This window comes from Mucilaginibacter sp. P4_E8, from assembly GCF_056401495.1.
Map to the genome: position 1 here is coordinate 86,804 of NZ_JBFUJG010000006.1, position 18,014 is coordinate 104,817.

The window sequence follows — 18,014 nt, forward strand, 5'->3', positions numbered from 1 at the left end:
ATCATTATAAATTTGTTAACATAAAACATAAAACCTATGATACAAGCCAAAGGATATGCAGCTCAAACCGCTGAAACAGATTTAGCCCCCTGGGATTTTGAACGCAGGGAAGTTGGACCACGCGATGTTCAACTGGAAATATTATTCTGTGGTGTTTGCCACTCAGATCTTCACCAAATAAAAAACGATTGGTTCCCGGGGATCTTCCCAATGGTACCAGGCCACGAAATTGTAGGTAAAGTAATTAAAGTAGGCGATCATGTAAAGAAATTTAAAGCAGATGATCTTGCAGGCGTAGGTTGCCTGGTTGACTCCTGCAGAACCTGTGATAACTGCAAAGATGGATTAGAGCAATACTGTTTAAATGGTAATGTACAAACTTACAATGGCAAGGGTAAAGATGGTGTGCCAACTTACGGCGGCTATTCAAACACTATTGTGGTTCATGAGGATTTTGTACTGCACATTTCTGATAAGCTACCGCTTGCTGCTACTGCGCCGTTACTTTGCGCGGGCATTACCACTTACTCGCCGCTGCGTTACTGGAAAGTAGGCAAAGGACACAAATTGGCCGTATTAGGCCTTGGCGGATTAGGCCACATGGGCGTAAAATTTGGCGTTGCTTTTGGTGCCGATGTTACTGTTTTAAGTACATCACCATCTAAAGAAGAGGCTGCCAAAGCTTTAGGTGCACACCACTTTGTGGTAACATCAGACCCTGCCCAGTTAGAAGCTGTTAAAGGTTCGTTTGATTTTATTCTGGATACGGTTTCTGCCGAGCACGACATGAATCTTTACCTGTCGTTATTAAAAACAAATGGTACACACATTTGCGTTGGCGTACCATCAGAGCCTTATGCCATTCATCCATTTTCGCTTTTGGCTGGTCGTAAAAGCGTTTCAGGATCAGGAATTGGCGGCCTGCCCGAAACTCAGGAAATGCTTGATTATTGCGCAGAACACAATATCGTTTCAGACATCGAAATGATTGACATGAAAGATATTACCGCGGCTTATGATCGTATGCTTAAAGGCGACGTTCGTTACCGTTTTGTTATTGATATGGCTACGCTGTAATCTTAAAAAATCACTTTATAAAAAAGAGCGCCTGCTTGTAAGCAGGCGCTCTTTTTTGTTTCGTCTATTTAAAGTATTACTTATCCAACCCGCCACTGCGTGTTGCCTTAACCTGAACGGGCCATTTTATCCCTTCGGTTTTGGTGTTCACCGTTTTTGCAGGGTCTTCACTGGCCATGTACGCCATGATAGCCGCCAGCATGGCGTTATTCCGCAAGTCGTCAAAAATAACTTTATCATACGTGTCGCGGTTGGTATGCCAGGTGTATGCACCGTATGACCAGTTAAGCGAGCTTAAGGAAAATCCGGGGGCGCCAACTGCCACAAACGAGGCAAAGTCAGACCCACCACCACCGGGCTGACCAGGGAAATTGGTCTTTATCCGGTTTTTAATGGTATCGGGTACTGCTGCCAGCCACCTGCCCAGGTAATCCTTTGCTTCAGCAAAGCCTTGACCCGACAGGTTAACTACCCGTCCGGTACCGTTATCCTGGTTAAACAGGGCCTGTAAATTTTTAACTATTTCGGGGTGATCCTCCACAAATGCGCGCGAACCATTCAAACCCTCTTCTTCACTCCCCCAATGCCCTACCAGTATGGTGCGTTTAGGATGCGGATAGAATTTTTTTAACAGGCGCATAGCCTCCATCATGGTAAGGGTAGCGGTACCGTTATCGGTAGCGCCGGTGCCACCATCCCAGGAGTCGAAATGTGCGGAAAGCATTACATATTCATCCGGTTTCTCCGTGCCTTTTATTTCGGCAATGGTATTAAAGGTTGGCACTACACCCAATTCTTTTGATTCGGTGTGCATACTGATCTTCGGTTTCCCTCCTGATTCACTTAGGCGGTAAAGCATCCCATAATCTTCCAAGGCAATATCAACCGTAGGCACTATTTTGGTATTGGCGCCAAATATTTTATCAACCCCAAAACCAGCCGACCAGTTATTGGTCAGGATCCCTGCTGCACCGGCTTTTTCAAGCGCAACAGGAAGCGTTTTGGTGGTATAACCGGTTTTGCTGATACGCTTGCGCCAGGCGTCGGTCATGGCGGTACGTTCAGTCTTCATTTTGTCAAATGATTCTTTGGTAGCAAATTCCTGCCAGTTATAATCGGGCCGGCCGGTTGGCTGGCACATGGATATCATCACGAATTTGCCCTTAACATTTGGCAGCCACTGCTGAAAAGCAACCGAGTCGGCAAGGTCTGGCAGTATGATCACTTCGGCGGTAACCGTTTTTTTGCCCATACCCGGGCTCCAGGCCAGTTGCGTACCTTCCAGTGATTTTATACGCGGCGAAACCATATCAATGTGCGATATGCCCCGCTCCCAGCCACGCCATTCGCCCCATTTTTCGTTATGGGCGGGTATGTCCCAGCTTTTGTATTTGGCTACAGCCCAATCATTGGCCTGTTTCATTTGCGGTGTGCCTACTAAACGCGGCCCAACGCCATCAAAAAGTTCATGCGCCAGTTTTTCCAGTTGCGAATTGGCGGTTTCCTCTTTCATGATAGCGTCAATAACAGGGTTACTGGACTGCGCGGCGGCAATGCTGCTGCAAAGTACCATGCCCAAAGCAAGTGGCTTTACTTTATGCCAGATATTATGGTAAATATTTTTCATAAACCTAATTTATAAAAAACAAGCAAACTCCCTAACACTTATGATTTGGGTAACAGGTTTAATACATTCTTTAAAAAAATGCCCTGCGGTATGACTTACTGTGTGAACACATCTTTTTGAAAAATGTCATTTCGATAGAGCAAAGAAAGGGAATAAGGGTGGCGCGAAAGAGAAATCTTATACATCATGCATAGTTCGTATGAAAAGTTGTAGAAGATTTCTCTCTATCGTTCGAAATGACATAGTTTTTTTTACTTAGCCATAAAGAACGTTTTTTACATCCTGAGTATGTAAGAGGAATACTTACTACTCCCCCAACTTCGCAATGATCTCATCTGTAGTACCCACCTCGCCCAAACGCGGAAAAATGTATTTGAAGCTATGGGCATGCGCTTCAGGAAACAGATCGGTCATGGCATCGCTGGCAAAGGCAATATGGTAACCATACTCATTGGCCGACCGGGCCGTGCCTTCCACACCAATACTGGTAGAAACACCGGCCAGTATAATACCGGTAATACCCTGATGTTGCAATTCGGTATGCAGCGTGGTATTGTAAAAAGCGTTCCAGGTTTCTTTCGTGATTAGGATATCCCCTTCTGCTGTTTTTATTTCAGGAATAATATCCAATGCGTTATCCGGCAAAGGGCCATTGACTGATCTGTTGGCGTCTTTGCGCGTTTTTGATGCGGCAGAACCTACCGGGTTAACATTAACGATCACCACGGGTAATTTAGCTTCACGAAATGCGGCTAATAATTTGGCCGAGTTTTTAATTACAGGAGTAATCAATTGCTCCGCAGCCATTTTTACAACCATATTTTGCAGATCAATTAATACAAGGGCGGTGTTTTTATCTAACGAAGTTATCATGTTTCTTGTTTAATTTATTCTTAAGCGAGTGTGTTGATGGGTTGCTGTTCTAATGTTTGCACGGTGGCTTTTTTTAATTTGCTTTTCTGCAGGAAACGGATGTGCAGCAGGCCTATTGACAGTGCTACCATCCCTTCGGCCATCACCGTATTTGCTGTACCTATCCATTGCGAAACGGAACCTACCAGCAAACCACCAAGCGGTTGCATCCCGAAGAAGGCCATAGCGTAAAAGCTGATCACCCTCCCGCGCATGGCGGGTGCAACAGTAGTTTGGATCAGGGTATTACTGATGGTGATCTGCGCCATCATCCCGAAGCCGGTTATAGCTGCAAATAACAGGGCCAAAGGATAGTTATGCATGTGCGAAAAAATGACCAGCCCGCCCCCGAATATCAGGGTACTGATGGCCAGGATCTTTTTCAGGTTGTGGCCAGGCTTTAATGAGGCCAGGAAAATGGCACCCGAAAACGCGCCCAATCCTATCACACTATCAATAACCCCAAAGGTTGATGCCGTGCCTTTAAAAATATCCTTGGCATACACGGGTATCAGCGTACTGAAGGGTAAAACCATGAGACTGATCATAGCCAGCATAGCCAGTACAAATTTGATAGATGGGGTATTTTTGATATAGTCGAACCCTTCCTTTAGTTCAAAGAAGATATTTTTATCATGTTTTGCAGATGCTAATTTTGGCAGCCTCATCATCAGTAACGAACCTATTACCGCTATAAAACTTAGGGCATTCATGCCAAAACATACCGTATCGCCAAATTTTTCCAGTATCAACCCTGCTATACCCGGACCTATCAATCGCGATAAGTTTACCATGGATGAATTAAGCGCGAGGGCATTAGGCAGATCGGCTTTGTTCACCATTTCGTACACCAGTGATTGCCGGGCAGGCACATCAAACGCGTTGATGACACCCAGAACCACACTAAGCGCTATAATTTCCCAAACCACATAATGCCCCCAGAACACCAGCGCGGTAAGCAATAAGGCCTGTATCATAGAGGCGGCCTGTGTGGCCAGCAGCAAACGGAAGCGGTTATACCTGTCAGATACTACCCCGCCCAAAAATGACAATAAGAACGATGGGAACAAGCTGGCAAAAAGTGTAACCCCAAGCATAAACTGCGAGTGTGTTAGCGAGTAAACCACCCAGCTTACAGCGGTTTTCTGCATCCAGGTACCCACTAATGATATGGATTGCCCGGTAAAATAAAGCCGGTAATTGCGGCTTTTAAAAGCATTAAATGTATTTATATTCATTACTCATCTTCCCCTCCTTTTTTGGGGATCAATCAAAATCAACTAATTTGGTTAAAGGCCCTATGACCTTTTTAAGCAGTGCCTTTTCCTCTGCTGTGCAGGTGGCTTCCAGTGCCTTGTTAAGCCATTCATCGCGCTCATTACGTACCTGGTACAACATGGTGCGCCCCAGATCAGACAGGGTGATGATGGCCTTACGCTTATCGGTTTCAGATATGCGCCTTTTAATAAGCCCCATCTCCTGTAGCTTACTCAGTATCTGCGACATGCTCTGCGTAGTGATCTTTTCCATAGCAGCCAGTTCATTAGGCAACAATTCGCCATGCTGATCTAAAAGGGCAATGGTTGACCGCTCGGTAAGCGACAATTGCGCGGCCGTAGACGACTGCTTGCGTAGTTTTTTAATTAGGCGCGTTACTACGGTACGTAGTTCAGATGCCAGCAGGGTATCTTTTTGCTCTGTCATAATTAATTAAGCAAACTTGTAAGTTTACCTTACAAATATAGGCATAGTATTATCCGTTGAAAGTCATAAAGAAAAAGATGCGGGGATATGGATTATATGGTGCGCCCCTATATATCTTTAGGTTAAACAAATAATTTGACCGGGGAAATGCAACCTTTTTTATTTTCAGTGCGTCTTCCTCACAGCTAACTTTTTTAACATGCATCAACGCCACAAAACCCTCATCCTGATTACCTTACTGCTTGCTTTTTATGTACATGGTTTTGCACAAAGCGGTTTTTCTAATTCGCCAGACAGCGCCCGGTTTGTAACCAGCGACATCGATAAATTTTGGAAAGCTTACGATGATTTTAAAAAAGATACCACCGTAAACACCTTTGGCCCGGAGTATATTGCTGTTGGAAGCGAGGGAGTGGCCGGTTTTACGCCCAACCGCATACAAAGCGCAGAGCACCTGTACCAGGTGGTAAAAAAGCGACAAGGTGATTACGCGAAAGTACGGGCCAGCACCCTGCGGATAAAAGAAAAGGAAAAGCAATCCCGGAGCACGTTTTACGCCTTAAAATATCTGTACCCGGCAGCTAAGTTTCCGCCTGTTTATTTTGTTATTGGCGCCTATAACTCCGGCGGAACATCTGGTAAACAAGGCCTATTTATTGGCGCCGAAATGCAAACCAACATTGATGGCATACCGGGTATTGTAGCCCATGAGCTGATACATTTTCAGCAAACCTGGCCCAGCGACGACCCAACCCTGCTGCAACAAAGCATACTGGAGGGCAGCGCCGATTTTATAGGCGAAATGATATCCGGAGCTCACGGTAACGAGGCCCCCAACAACTATGGCAACATGCACGCTGACAAGCTTTGCCAGGAGTTTGTTTCAAAAATGAACGGCACCGATTATAACGACTGGCTTTACGGGACCTCTAAAAAAGACGACCGCCCCAATGACCTGGGTTATTGGATAGGTTATCAGATCATCGCTCACTATTACGCCAAAGCGACTGATAAAAAACAGGCTATACATGATATCCTGAACATTAAGGATTATACGGATTTTTTGAAAAAAAGTGGCTACCTGGATAAATATCTGAAATAGCCGGTTCGCACGGAAATCACTTTTAAAAGGCCAACCACAGAAAAGTTTTTGGCTAAAGCCTTTTTAGGCACTTGAATTTAACCGTTGGCTAAAGCCAAACGGCAATGAATAAAAACACATCCCGAAATAGTATCAAAATTCATTGCCGTCCCATTTATGGGGCGGTAATTACAAAATTGAAAAGTGGCTTTAGCCCAATAAACTTTAAAAGCGATTGACACAGTCTCTGCCGCCACCAGTTCTAAAGAATCAAAAGAAAGCTTAGGGCCAGTGCGATTCCTTCCCTTGGGAAGGGGGAGGAAGGGGTTTGGTGTCCATGCAAGTTTGTATCGCCTGTAGAAACCCCTCCCTACCACCGCACTATCCACCTCACCCCTCCCAAGGGAGGGAATATATGCCGGGATTACCTTGGCCATCAAAAATTACTCCGACATTAAATAACTATCAACCCAAAACCTCACCTTTGTGATAAGTGAACATGGAACCCAAACACGACATAGCAACGCTTGATGATATCAAACTGCTGGTAGATACTTTTTATACCCGGGTAGCTGACGATGCCCTGCTGGCTCCTGTTTTTATGGAACGCCTGGGCGGGCGCTGGACAACCCACCTTGAAAAAATGTATACCTTTTGGCAAACCGTTTTACTGGAAGAGTATACTTATAACGGCGCTCCTTTTCCACCCCATGCCAAACTCCCGGTTGATGCCGCGCACTTTGACACCTGGCTCAGCCTGTTCAATGCCACCATTGACAGCCTGTTTACCGGTGAAAAAGCTGATGAAGCCAAATGGCGCGCAGGTAAAATGGCTCAGCTATTTCAACTGAAGATAGCGCACTTTAAAAATAATCCGCACAATATATTGTAAGCTCATGCCGGGGCATAAAGGCAAATTTGTAAGTTTGCACTGTGCCACCCCCAGTTAAAAAAACTCCTGTTAAAGCCCAAGCGCCCGCAAAAACAAAAGCGCCCGTGAAAAGAAAACCTACTCCTAAAAAGAAAAAAGACCAGGCTGCATCCGTTTATTGGAAAATAGCCATTGCGGGCCTGCTCCTCATATTACTTTCACCTTTTTACTATGGTTACGTTTTACGGAGCTTTAGCGCTACCTGGCGCTGGATAATGGATATTGGCCAGGATCAAAACTACCGTACCTATAAAAGCTTTAACGTGCGCATCCCCTCAGGTTATACCGTTCATGGCATTGATGTATCATCGTACCAGGGCAAAATAAACTGGCAAAAGGTTAAAGCCATGAACGATGATGGCGTGCATATCTCCTTCGCTTTTATAAAAGCAACTGAGGGGGTTTTAAGTATGGATCCCTATTTTCAGCGTAACTGGCGCGAGGCTCCCAAGGCCGGCATTATTTGCGGGGCATATCATTTTTTTCTGCCTCAAAAAAGTGGTTTATGGCAAGCCCGGTTCTTTTTGCAAACCGTAAAAGTTGAAAAAGGCGACCTGCCCATGGTGGTGGATGTGGAACAGCTATATAAAACATCGCCTGCAAAAATGCGCGAGCAGCTACTGTCTTTTGTTAATCATATAGAAAACAAGACGGGTGTAAAACCTATTATTTATACCAACATCAGCTTTTACCAGGACTACCTGAGTGGTTATTTTGACGATTATACCTTATGGATAGCGCACTATTATCAACCCGTATTAAACGTAAGCAGTAAAACCAACTGGCAGTTTTGGCAACACTCAGATAAGGCCCGTATAAATGGCATTAACCAAAAGGTTGATTTTAATATTTTCAAGGGTGATAGCACTGCTTTTCGGAAATTGCTGATACCGTAATTTTCAATAAACAATTTTACTGAACGGGATCCCTACGGTTAAACCTATAGCGGTTTTATTACCCGGAAGCTGCGTTTTATTGATAGAATTACTCATGTCTGAAAACAATAGCTGGCATTCAAAATTTATAACCGGAACCCCTTTTTTATCTATCAAAACAATGGGTACCCCCAATATGGAATTAAGCGCGTGATAGCTGCCAAAGTTTTTCTCGATCCGAAAGCTTACACCTACATGCGAATTACCGGGGATGTATACTAATTTGCCCGACACTACCGGGGTAAAAAAGTTCTTGTAATTCCCTATAAAACGATTGCCCTGATTCAAAACAATTGTGCTGGTTCCGTTGTCAACTGCCTGTCCGTTTACATCGGCATAATAAAGGGCTCCGCTTTGTACCGAATTATTAATAAACCCTTTGGCGTTTAAAGTGAGAAAAACTCTTCCAAACTTAGGCCTTTCATAAAACCGGGTGTGGGTTAAAAAAACCTCGAACGGATAATTATGCCGTTTAGTAACATCAGCAGTAAGATCGGTACTTATTTGAAACTTTTGAGGTATTACCGGTACATAAACGCCAAACGTAGTCCAGTCGTCGGTTATTAGTTTAAAACCATTGCTTTGTACCAGCAGGTCTGATTGTGCCTCCGAAAACTTTTGCAGATAGTCAAGTCTTAGGGCGGCATAAAAATCACGCCTTAAATTATTCTTTGCCGTAGCCATATCCTGACCAGGGATCTCTGTTTGTTTAATGGAATCTAATGCCCGCTCATAATCGGCAGCCTTTTTTTCTACCTCTGTTTGAAGGCTATGTAAAAGCACGGCCCTTTGTGCATCCATTGATAATTTTTGGCTGCCGCATCCATCAAACCTGGTTACTGGCTTTCCCATCCAGGTTTTTTGAAGCGTAAACCCTAACTGGTTATCAAAGTATTTGTTTGAAAACCGGGCGGCGTAGGTATTGGCTACATTAACCCTTGCACCTATAACTATAAACCCTCGTACGTAGTCGTCAGAATCAACCGGTTGGTGAAAATTATGACTGATAGAAAGCCTGCCTTCGGCCGTATTCAGGTTCACGTAATTTTTGTACGGCGAAAGATCGGTACCATCAGAAAGATAAGAGCTCACCTTGTTGGATAGGAAAATGTTCATCGCCTTATTGGATATGAGCATACCCTGCCCGGTGTTGCAGGGCGTAGCGGCAACTTTATTATTCACCTCCTTTAATTGGGTGATGATTTGCGCGGGAGTTTGCGCTTGCGTTAATAAGGCAATAAAATTAAACACCACGATGATGAATAATTTTGCCGCCTTATCAGCCGGCTTAGTTTTTAAACAATCACTTTGTCTAACCCCCATTGTTGTATAATTGGATTGGTAAAAATCCTCATGCTATCCGCGTCGAGCAGTTTGTTACGGGCCGCTATCCATGAGTCAACAGCGGGACCATACATATTTGATAATCTTTCTGGCGATAGTTCATTCACCTTTCCCCAATGAAAAGTAAACGGAATTTGTTCATCCTCCAGTTTTTCCCAAACCTTGGTATAATAACTATAGGTACGGTCAGAGAAAGCGCCGTCGAGCTCCATTACACAGGTATGTTCAAAACGGGTAAAGCCCAGCGTGGCCTTGGTTTGCTTCACAAACCTGAAAGAAAACAGACCGGTAAAAGGCCCTATGGTTTCATTAATTTCCAGCATCAGGTCGGCCACCCGGGTAACCTCAGCAAGCGGAATGCCTATTGCCGCGCTTAACAGCTTGCCGTGTAGGGTGGTATTGCTGAAAATTTCGCCTAAAGTGCCAAACTGTTTATCATAGGGTGTAATACTTGCGCCGAGTACTTTATTAACCATCAGCGGCACCAATGCGGGTATGGCCTCGGTTACCGCTCCAATAAAGGTGGGGGCGTCATCACCGGGACCAATCCCGTTTACGTTTTCGACAGGAGGCTGGTATCCATCAACATAAGGGCGTTTATACATCGTAGTAACATAAGCGCCACCATCCATATCATAAGGATTAAGATATACCGAAAGATGGAACGGGCGTTCGTTACCGCAAGGTAAGTTGGCGTTGCTAAAATCAAGTGTGTTCATGATGGCCTTTAGCGAATCATCATAAGGCAATCGCTGCATATAGGTTTCCAGCAAAAACAGATCTTCTGCCTCAATCATTACCCCGTGAATAATACCAAAGCTCCCAAAACCAATCAGCGCAGCGTTAAAAAGATCATCATCCTGAATAAGTTCTGTTTGTAAACGATCAATAAAAGCCTGGGATACTACCGGTGCGGATTTTCTTTCGAGCCATACGTGCCTGTTGGCCCCTACTATAAGATGTATACCCACAATAAAATCCTGAGTGGCCCCAAAATCAAAAGCGGCGCCATGGGTTCCCGTACTAAAGGCCCCGGCTATAGTTTGCCCGTTGCTGGCACCCGAAGTTTTTAGTGAAAGCCCCTTTTGCCTTAAATGTTTGTTGAGCTCCCATACACCGTTGCCGCTCTGCGCAAAAACCAGGTGAGCCGGGTTCCCTGCATAATCGGGCGAAACACTGTTAGCCGTAATATCAAATATGGTATTTAGCGGTTTGGTATCCAGCATTATACCCTTATTTACGGTCGCTATTTTCATCCATGACCACCCCGCACCCAATGCGCGCAATGGGGTATTGGTAGCTATTGCATTAGCTATAAGTACCTGAATACCTTTTGTACTATCATTATATCCATCCAGGGCATCCAGATTATCCTCATTAGCTAATTCATACAGGTCATTAATATCTTCAACAAATACTTCATGCCGGTTTTCCCAGGTTTTATCTCCCGTTTTAATAACTTTCATCTGCTGCTGATTTTATAGTTTTCCTACTTTTTGACATGGTTTACCACATTTCCACTCTACCCGGGTTGGGCTCCAGATGCCCAGGGTAACAACTGTAATAAGCGAATAACCAAAATTATTTTTCACGGTTACCTCGGCCAAACCATTAACACCCAACGAGTCGCAAATTGGGGTATTTACCCTTTTAGGATTTTGAATTAGTCCCCAAAAAAAGGAATTAACGGTTCTGCCAGAAACCTCAGTACCGGCTTGCGCCTGCGTGGCCACGCGGGTGGTGTAGCAGCTGTTTAAAGTAAGTGTGATGGTCAGCGCCAGCAGAAATTTACGGCAATGGCCTTTAAGGGTTAGTTGTGGTGATATCATAGGGCTTATAATTAATAGAGTTATTAACCTGTGCTATGTAAATAAAGATACATAAATAACTGATTTTCAGTTTAGTAAAATCACTTTATTTTTATACGTAGTTTTACGCATTTTACAGAGTTCATTAAACCAGTGTTGATTTTTTGTATTGAATAGGAAGCTATAACTTATTGTATTGGCAATAAGTTAATTTGCTGTAACGGTTAGCACCAGCCAAACGTCTTTAAGATAAAAAAATGAGAACCTCTATATTGAATTTCCTGATAGTACCTGTTGTTTTGTTTATTACCGGGGTTTTACCTCAGCATGCTCAGGCACAAACAACCCAAAAACATTTTGACCAGCAACTGTACAACACCATTTTACACATGGACAGTGTTTGTTTTGACGCCTTTAACGCCCGCGATATGCAAAAGCTAAAAACCGTTTTTGCCGATAATGTAGAGTTTTACCATGACCTTGGGGGCCTTACCTACTATGATGAAACCATGAAAAACTTTGAAAAAATGTTTGTGCAAAATAAGGCTACCGGCTTAAAAAGAGAGCTTGTAAAGGGCAGCCTTGAAGTTTACCAGATCAAAGATTTTGGGGCTATTGAAGTAGGCTTACATAAATTTACACATGTTGAAAATGGCAAGGAAGTAGTTGGTCTTTTAAAATTTTTGCACGTATGGCAATACAAGAATAACGAGTGGAAAATTACGAGGGTGATTAGTTATGATCATTGATCCAATAACATATAAAAGCCAGATAATTAACTCTTAAATCACAGATCAATTAATCGTTATTTTAAACCGCTCAATGCCAATGAAACTATCTTTTATTATCCTGTTTTTGCTTCTCATCGTTAATAACGACGCTTATTGTCAAACATATAAGCCATTAATAGAACCTTATCCGAATATGGTTAAAGCTGATTCACGGCTGATCCTTAAAACGGGTTTTCTGGTTGTACCTGAGAATCGCGCGCAACCTAACGGGCGTAAAATAAAAATCCCTTTTTTCTTTGTGCGCAGACCAGATCAGGACCCTAAAAAAAACATTTCGCTGTACACTACAGGTGGGCCTGGTTACAGCACTACTGCCAATATTGATAGCATCAGTTATAACTCCGGCTTTTTAAGATACGGCGGTTTTATTGCTTTTGACCAACGGGGAACCAAAAGGGCGCAGCCCTGCCTGGATTGTATGGAAGTAAATGCAGCTATCAGAAAAAGCTATAAGGATAGAAAAAATAAAGACAGCCTGGTACTTGCAGCCGTAAGGCAATGCCACGATAAATTCACCAAACAGGGAATTGATCTATCGGCTTATAATACAATAGAAAGTACCGAGGATATTAATGATTTGAGGCTGGCTCTGCACGTTGATTCACTTAACCTGGTTGGAATATCATATAGTGGCGGGCTTATGCTGACTATGGCGCGAAACCATCCGGAGGGTGTTCGCAGGTTGATTTTGAATTCGCCTCTTCCCAGCTATGTAAATTATGAAGAACATGGTTTGTTAAATATCAATGAAGCCCTGGAGCAAGTATTTGATAATTGTAATGCAGACTCCGTAAACAAGATTGTTTACGGAAATTTAAGATCAGGTTTTCATAAATACTTTACAGAAATTACTGGAAAAAAGTTTTCCATAAGATATCTTGAAAAAGGCAGCAAGGACAGCCTTAATATCGTTTATACTAAAAACGAACTACTTGATGCGATTATTAACCGATTAAATACCAGCCAGGTAAGCACAGTCCCTTTGGTGATAAGCGACATAATAAAAGGCAATCACCGTAAATATGTAACTGAGGTGTTTGATGGGTATTTTTCTGGAGACAATAATATTTCTCTCGGCATGAGATACTCCGTTTATTGCACCGAACAAATACAATATTCAGACCCTAAGCTGGAAAAGCAGCAGGATATTGTGTTACCCTGGCTATCAGCATACCCATTTAATAATGTAAACCATCCCATATGCGCTTGCTGGCAAGTAAATCCGGAACCCAAAATAGCCAAGAACCCGGTGTATTCAACCGTTCCGGCGATAATTACCTCGGGTGATATTGACCCCTGGTGCAGACCATTTTATAATAGAGTCATTAAGCGTTATATGCCCAACAGCCAATTGTTAATTATTCATAACCGGGGGCACGCGCCTGGGTTTTCAGTAGATGGCATTGATTATGTAGATATGTTTTTAAATAACCCGTTTAAAAAAATAGTTTCACAATCAAAAAACCTTACTGTAGAGTAACATTTGATTACACCACCAGTAAACACTTATACTGCCTATTTATAATCCCCGACATACATTTCAATCCTGAAATTTGAGGGGTGCTTACGACAGTGGGGTATCAAAATCATTTACCCCAATTAAAATTCTTACAAACAAAAAAAGCCTTCAAAGTTTGAAGGCTTTTTTTATAGGAAAATATGGTTTTAGTCGACCTTATTAACCCGGCCTGAGCCGGTATATCTTGTTTCGCCAATGGTGGCATTGCCTGCGTATGACACGCTTCCCGAACCTGTTATACGTGCAGATACTGTTTTATTTGCCCTGATATTAACACCGCCCGATCCGCTTATGGATGCTATTACTGTTTCGGCGGTCAGCCCTTTTCCATCAATCTCTCCAGAACCGGAGATCCTGACTTCAGCATCACCCGTACTTCCTTTCAGGTTTATACCGCCCGATCCGCTGATCCTTGTTTCCAGTGAGCTTGATTTAAGAGCGGCCCGCACATTGCCTGATCCGCTTAGTATTACCTTAACATTATCGCCGGTTAAAACCCCATCCAGGTCCATATTACCTGATCCGCTGTTTGCAAGGGCGTTAAGCGATTTCGCGGTGATATAAATATCGGCCCTTTTAATATTGCGGTGAAACGAAAAATGGTTTTTAAACCCTACCCGCAAGGAACCGTTCACTACCTCGGTTTTAACGTCGTTAACAACATCGTCATCAATATCAAGCCTTATGCTTTCTGTTCCGCTAATTTTAATATGAACATTAAATGGCCCGCCTGATTCAATACTGTTAAAGCCCGAAACCGACCTGCTTTGTCCACTCTGGGCAAAGGTATTTAAGGTCATCATCACTATAGCTGATGCCAGTAAAAAAAAGACTTTTCTTTTCATAATATGGTTGTTTTTTAAAAGACGCTTTGTACGGGTAAATAGTTGCAAACTGTTTTATATATTCTCATCGCTTAGCCTGAAATTAAAATTAAATCTAATAAATATATCTCTTAACAACCATACAGATCATTCATTTTTAAGCAATTAAGATCACCATTAATCCAAACTTTAAAATAGGTAATTACTGTTTGTTTGGAGCCAGGCATGCCCATATAACCAAAACTATGGTTAAAAATGAAGCTACCGTACGGATATTGTTAAGGCTGTTCCAGGGGCCTTCAAACTTTTGCCTTTGTTCGGCAAGTTGCTGAAGGGTTAAAGATTTGAGATCAACCTTATCAAGCAAATTATTCATAGGTACATTGCCAAACATGGTTACACCAAAAACCCCGATGGCATACATTAAGGTAGCGGCCAGCAGTAAGTAAAAACGCAGGGACAATGAGCTATCAAAATTTATATAGGTGCATACAGGTAACCATAACATCGTCCCTAAAAAACTGGCAAAAAATACCGGGTTTAAAATAGCCCGGTTAATTGATTGCATAGCCGAGAGATAGGCGGCATCGGCTAAACGGCCCAAGCCAAGTGTAACGGAACAGGCGTAAGCGTAAAACAGCCCGCCGATTAAAGAGGTTGATACCGCGGTAATGAGTAATACAATGGTTTTGTTTGTCATGACTTTTTTATTTTGTTATAACAAAAATCAGTGATCTGTAGATATGAAGATAGAACAAAACCGACAGCATTAATCTTTAATGGGACAAGCGCTTTTATAAAGCGCTTGTCCCATTAAAGATGACGAAGTTTCTCTACTCTGGTGATTTTACTCACTCCTCAAACTTTTTACCGGGTTTGACAAAGCCGCTCTGATGGATTGAAAGCTGATGGTTATAAATGCGATCAAAATGGCAACGCAACCGGCACCTCCCAATATCCACCATTGTATATTTGTACGGTAGGCAAAATCCTGCAGCCACTTATTCATAACCAGCCAGGCCAGTGGCGATGCGATCAAAATAGAGATCAGTACCAGTTTGATAAAATCCATAGAAAGCATACTTACTATCGCGGTAACACTGGCCCCCAATACTTTGCGTATGCCTATTTCTTTATTACGCTGTTCGGCAGCATAAGCAGCCAGACCAAATAAGCCTAAACAGGCAATTACAATGGCCAGTGTGCTGAATGATATAAATATTTGCCCTACACGCTGTTCTGCCCGGTAGGTGGCATCAAAATCCTCATCCATAAAGGAGTAGGCAAAGTGCTGATTAGGCGAAAAGCTTTTCCATTTATTTTCAATTTGCGACATTAGGGCTGTTATATCGGCTGTGTGCACTCGTACACTAATGGCCCCATTATCGGGCGCATACGATAAAACAACCGGAGCTATCTTATCGCGCAGCGACGAAAAATTAAAATCCTTCATCACCCCTATAATACGAAATGGCTGTATGCCGTAGCTATCGCGATAAACGGTTTTACTCAGCGGATCCTTCGCCCCTAACCTTTGAACAAATGCTTCGTTAACAATTATCGCTGCCGTATCAGTTTTCATTTCCTTTGAAAAATTGCGGCCGGCCACCAGTTTTATACCTATGGTGCTGATATAATCTTCATCAACCGGCCAAAACTCGGTCAGCATATCTTTTTTAATATCAATGGTGCGGTCGGGGAACAAGCCTGTAATATTCCTATCATCGCCGGTTGGCAGGTATGATGTCATGGTTGCATTTACCACGCCTGGCAATTGCTTCAACTCCTGTTTCAAAACTTCGGCCTGATTGCCTAACGAGGTGGTATTTTTAATAACCAATACCTGGTTACGATCAAACCCCAGGCTTTTATTTTGAATATAATTTAGCTGATTATAAATAACCAGCGTACCGATGATGAGGAAAATAGATATGGAAAACTGGAAAACTACCAGGAAACTGCGAAGAAAGCTACCTTTAAAACCTGTTGACAATTTCCCCTTTAACACCTCAATAGGCTGAAATCCTGACAAATAAAACGCCGGGTATGATCCTGCAAGGAAACCAACTACCAAAATGATAACTAACAATGAAGGTAACAGCCAGGTAATGGATTGTGATGTAAAAACCAACTCTTTGCCTGCCATTTGATTAAACAAAGGCATAAATATCCAGGCCAGCAGCACAGCTATAATGGTTGAAACCAATGTTACCAGTGTCGACTCTACCAAAAACTGGGCCACCAGTTCTTTACGGCCCGAACCCAATACTTTACGTACACCAACCTCACGGGCACGGTTTGATGAGCGGGCGGTAGACAAGTTCATGAAATTAACACAGGCTATCAGCAATATAAACAGGGCAATAACCGAAAATATATAAACATACTGGATACTGCCATTTTTACTCAACTCGTATTGGCTATTGGACCGTAAATGGATGTCGAGCAACGGTTTTAAAACAATCCTTAAATAATTATCGCCCGAGCTCCAGGCAGCGGGAGAGTAGGAATTTTTAATTTCCACTTTTCGGATCTGGGCTTCCAGGTTTTTTACGTTTGCTCCGGGTTTAAGCAATAAATAATTACGCATGCCGCCATAACCCCAGCTATTAACATGGCTTTCGGGCAACGTTGAGAAAGATAAAAAGAAATCATAATTAAAATGCGACTGCGAAGGAACGTCTTTTATTACCCCCGTAATTTTATAGGTGCTGGTGTCATTAAAAGTTAAGGTTTGCCCTACTACATTTACATTATTAAAATATTTTTTTGCTGCACTTTCGGTAACTACTACGGAATGTGGTTCATTTAAAGAGGTGGATGGGTTGCCATCGATCATAGGCAATGTGAAAATATCAAACAGACCTGATTCAGCAAAAACGATTTTCTTTTCCTGGATGTTTTCGTTTCCTTTTTTAACATGATACTTCTGGGCCGAAATAAAAAGAGATGATGTGGGCATTAACCTTGCAGATCTTTCAATTCCCGGAAAATCCTTTAAAGCGTTAAGCAAGGGGGCCTCTGAACTGGCGTATGAATTTTCATGACCGTTTAACTTTACTTCCTCCGTTATCCGGTATATCCTGTCGGCTTTGGTATTATAACGGTCATAGCTTAACTCATCAACCACATAAAATACAATGAGCAAACAAGTGGCCAGGCCAACAGAAAGGCCCAAAACATTTAATACCGTAAACCCTTTGTTTTTTAAAAGGGTACGGATGGCGGTTTTAAAGTAGTTCCTGATCATAAGGGTAATGATTAAATACGGGGAGCCAGATTTAAATATCATGCCTTATTTATAACTAATTGATTATTAAATAATTAATAGACAATTATTATTTAGAACCTGTATCAAAAACGGACAACAATCGTTCGTTTTTGGTATAATCGGTTTTGTTAAAAAATCCTTCTTGTTTTACATAAACAGGCCAATAAAATCGTTTATACCGCATTTGTTA

At 42.6% G+C, this 18,014-nt stretch carries 16 protein-coding genes; 6 read left to right on the forward strand and 10 right to left on the reverse strand.

The genetic code is table 11. The annotated features are described in order from the left end of the window. The first annotated feature begins 36 nt into the window (after positions 1-36). Positions 37-1,077: an NAD(P)-dependent alcohol dehydrogenase gene (locus tag AC1DRQ_RS04420; RefSeq protein WP_477422424.1), complete on the forward strand. Its 1,041-nt coding sequence runs from the start codon at positions 37-39 to the stop codon at positions 1,075-1,077. A gap of 76 nt (positions 1,078-1,153) precedes the next feature. Here the strand turns inward: AC1DRQ_RS04420 and AC1DRQ_RS04425 are convergent, their stop codons facing one another. The 4 genes from AC1DRQ_RS04425 to AC1DRQ_RS04440 all read right to left on the reverse strand — a co-directional run bounded on the left by AC1DRQ_RS04425 (position 1,154) and on the right by AC1DRQ_RS04440 (position 5,320). Further along, complete coding sequence (locus AC1DRQ_RS04425; protein ID WP_477422426.1) at positions 1,154-2,704, reverse strand: M20/M25/M40 family metallo-hydrolase; 1,551 nt, start codon at positions 2,702-2,704, stop codon at positions 1,154-1,156. A gap of 306 nt (positions 2,705-3,010) precedes the next feature. Then, on the reverse strand, positions 3,011-3,577 hold the full coding sequence (locus AC1DRQ_RS04430; RefSeq protein WP_477422427.1) for an isochorismatase family protein: 567 nt from the start codon (positions 3,575-3,577) through the stop codon (positions 3,011-3,013). A gap of 20 nt (positions 3,578-3,597) precedes the next feature. Next, a complete protein-coding gene (locus AC1DRQ_RS04435; protein ID WP_477422429.1) occupies positions 3,598-4,854 on the reverse strand; it encodes an MFS transporter in 1,257 nt (418 codons plus the stop codon). A 28-nt stretch (positions 4,855-4,882) separates the two neighbouring features. Next, positions 4,883-5,320, reverse strand: a complete 438-nt coding sequence (locus tag AC1DRQ_RS04440) for a MarR family winged helix-turn-helix transcriptional regulator (protein WP_477422431.1) — start codon at positions 5,318-5,320, stop codon at positions 4,883-4,885. A 199-nt stretch (positions 5,321-5,519) separates the two neighbouring features. On the opposite strand from AC1DRQ_RS04440, the gene AC1DRQ_RS04445 reads away from it, so the two are divergent. The 3 genes from AC1DRQ_RS04445 to AC1DRQ_RS04455 all read left to right on the forward strand — a co-directional run bounded on the left by AC1DRQ_RS04445 (position 5,520) and on the right by AC1DRQ_RS04455 (position 8,228). Then, the gene (locus tag AC1DRQ_RS04445) at positions 5,520-6,422 is read left to right on the forward strand and encodes a gliding motility protein GldB-related protein (RefSeq protein WP_477422432.1); all 903 of its coding nucleotides are present in this window, start codon (positions 5,520-5,522) and stop codon (positions 6,420-6,422) included. A 478-nt stretch (positions 6,423-6,900) separates the two neighbouring features. Beyond that, entirely contained in the window at positions 6,901-7,293 is a 393-nt protein-coding gene (locus AC1DRQ_RS04450) for a group III truncated hemoglobin (protein ID WP_477422434.1), read from the forward strand. Positions 7,294-7,397: 104 nt separating this feature from the next. Next, positions 7,398-8,228: a glycoside hydrolase family 25 protein gene (locus tag AC1DRQ_RS04455; RefSeq protein WP_477422435.1), complete on the forward strand. Its 831-nt coding sequence runs from the start codon at positions 7,398-7,400 to the stop codon at positions 8,226-8,228. Positions 8,229-8,231: 3 nt separating this feature from the next. On the opposite strand, the gene AC1DRQ_RS04460 is transcribed toward AC1DRQ_RS04455, so the two are convergent. From AC1DRQ_RS04460 to AC1DRQ_RS04470, 3 genes are read right to left on the reverse strand one after another with little or no spacing between them, the layout of a single operon-like run. Next, positions 8,232-9,590, reverse strand: a complete 1,359-nt coding sequence (locus AC1DRQ_RS04460; protein WP_477422437.1) for a hypothetical protein — start codon at positions 9,588-9,590, stop codon at positions 8,232-8,234. Beyond that, on the reverse strand, positions 9,563-11,077 hold the full coding sequence (locus AC1DRQ_RS04465; RefSeq protein WP_477422439.1) for an FAD-binding protein: 1,515 nt from the start codon (positions 11,075-11,077) through the stop codon (positions 9,563-9,565). Before AC1DRQ_RS04465 ends, AC1DRQ_RS04460 begins: the two co-directional genes overlap by 28 nt. A gap of 12 nt (positions 11,078-11,089) precedes the next feature. Further along, the gene (locus tag AC1DRQ_RS04470; protein ID WP_477422440.1) at positions 11,090-11,440 is read right to left on the reverse strand and encodes a Bor/Iss family lipoprotein; all 351 of its coding nucleotides are present in this window, start codon (positions 11,438-11,440) and stop codon (positions 11,090-11,092) included. 236 nt (positions 11,441-11,676) lie between these two features. Here AC1DRQ_RS04470 and AC1DRQ_RS04475 point away from each other — a divergent pair, with 236 nt between their 5' ends. Together AC1DRQ_RS04475 and AC1DRQ_RS04480 are read left to right on the forward strand one after the other, a co-directional pair. Further along, entirely contained in the window at positions 11,677-12,168 is a 492-nt protein-coding gene (locus tag AC1DRQ_RS04475) for a nuclear transport factor 2 family protein (protein WP_477422442.1), read from the forward strand. A gap of 79 nt (positions 12,169-12,247) precedes the next feature. Continuing rightward, positions 12,248-13,690: an alpha/beta fold hydrolase gene (locus AC1DRQ_RS04480; RefSeq protein ID WP_477422443.1), complete on the forward strand. Its 1,443-nt coding sequence runs from the start codon at positions 12,248-12,250 to the stop codon at positions 13,688-13,690. Positions 13,691-13,875: 185 nt separating this feature from the next. Here the strand turns inward: AC1DRQ_RS04480 and AC1DRQ_RS04485 are convergent, their stop codons facing one another. The 3 genes from AC1DRQ_RS04485 to AC1DRQ_RS04495 form a co-directional block, all read right to left on the reverse strand. Then, positions 13,876-14,574: a head GIN domain-containing protein gene (locus AC1DRQ_RS04485; RefSeq protein WP_477422444.1), complete on the reverse strand. Its 699-nt coding sequence runs from the start codon at positions 14,572-14,574 to the stop codon at positions 13,876-13,878. A 181-nt stretch (positions 14,575-14,755) separates the two neighbouring features. Further along, positions 14,756-15,253, reverse strand: coding sequence for an anthrone oxygenase family protein (locus tag AC1DRQ_RS04490; protein WP_477422446.1), 498 nt, complete (start codon positions 15,251-15,253; stop codon positions 14,756-14,758). Positions 15,254-15,400: 147 nt separating this feature from the next. Next, the gene (locus tag AC1DRQ_RS04495) at positions 15,401-17,803 is read right to left on the reverse strand and encodes an ABC transporter permease (protein WP_477422448.1); all 2,403 of its coding nucleotides are present in this window, start codon (positions 17,801-17,803) and stop codon (positions 15,401-15,403) included. Positions 17,804-18,014: the final 211 nt, after the last annotated feature.

What these genes read in the sequence shown, in the direction of transcription:
- AC1DRQ_RS04420 (WP_477422424.1), top strand. Translation starts at nt 37, where the DNA reads ATGATACAAGCCAAAGGATATGCAGCTCAAACCGCTGAAACAGATTTA.
- AC1DRQ_RS04425 (WP_477422426.1), bottom strand. Translation starts at nt 2,704, where the DNA reads ATGAAAAATATTTACCATAATATCTGGCATAAAGTAAAGCCACTTGCT.
- AC1DRQ_RS04430 (WP_477422427.1), bottom strand. Translation starts at nt 3,577, where the DNA reads ATGATAACTTCGTTAGATAAAAACACCGCCCTTGTATTAATTGATCTG.
- AC1DRQ_RS04435 (WP_477422429.1), bottom strand. Translation starts at nt 4,854, where the DNA reads ATGAATATAAATACATTTAATGCTTTTAAAAGCCGCAATTACCGGCTT.
- AC1DRQ_RS04440 (WP_477422431.1), bottom strand. Translation starts at nt 5,320, where the DNA reads ATGACAGAGCAAAAAGATACCCTGCTGGCATCTGAACTACGTACCGTA.
- AC1DRQ_RS04445 (WP_477422432.1), top strand. Translation starts at nt 5,520, where the DNA reads ATGCATCAACGCCACAAAACCCTCATCCTGATTACCTTACTGCTTGCT.
- AC1DRQ_RS04450 (WP_477422434.1), top strand. Translation starts at nt 6,901, where the DNA reads ATGGAACCCAAACACGACATAGCAACGCTTGATGATATCAAACTGCTG.
- AC1DRQ_RS04460 (WP_477422437.1), bottom strand. Translation starts at nt 9,590, where the DNA reads ATGGGGGTTAGACAAAGTGATTGTTTAAAAACTAAGCCGGCTGATAAG.
- AC1DRQ_RS04465 (WP_477422439.1), bottom strand. Translation starts at nt 11,077, where the DNA reads ATGAAAGTTATTAAAACGGGAGATAAAACCTGGGAAAACCGGCATGAA.
- AC1DRQ_RS04470 (WP_477422440.1), bottom strand. Translation starts at nt 11,440, where the DNA reads ATGATATCACCACAACTAACCCTTAAAGGCCATTGCCGTAAATTTCTG.
- AC1DRQ_RS04475 (WP_477422442.1), top strand. Translation starts at nt 11,677, where the DNA reads ATGAGAACCTCTATATTGAATTTCCTGATAGTACCTGTTGTTTTGTTT.
- AC1DRQ_RS04480 (WP_477422443.1), top strand. Translation starts at nt 12,248, where the DNA reads ATGAAACTATCTTTTATTATCCTGTTTTTGCTTCTCATCGTTAATAAC.
- AC1DRQ_RS04485 (WP_477422444.1), bottom strand. Translation starts at nt 14,574, where the DNA reads ATGAAAAGAAAAGTCTTTTTTTTACTGGCATCAGCTATAGTGATGATG.
- AC1DRQ_RS04490 (WP_477422446.1), bottom strand. Translation starts at nt 15,253, where the DNA reads ATGACAAACAAAACCATTGTATTACTCATTACCGCGGTATCAACCTCT.
- AC1DRQ_RS04495 (WP_477422448.1), bottom strand. Translation starts at nt 17,803, where the DNA reads ATGATCAGGAACTACTTTAAAACCGCCATCCGTACCCTTTTAAAAAAC.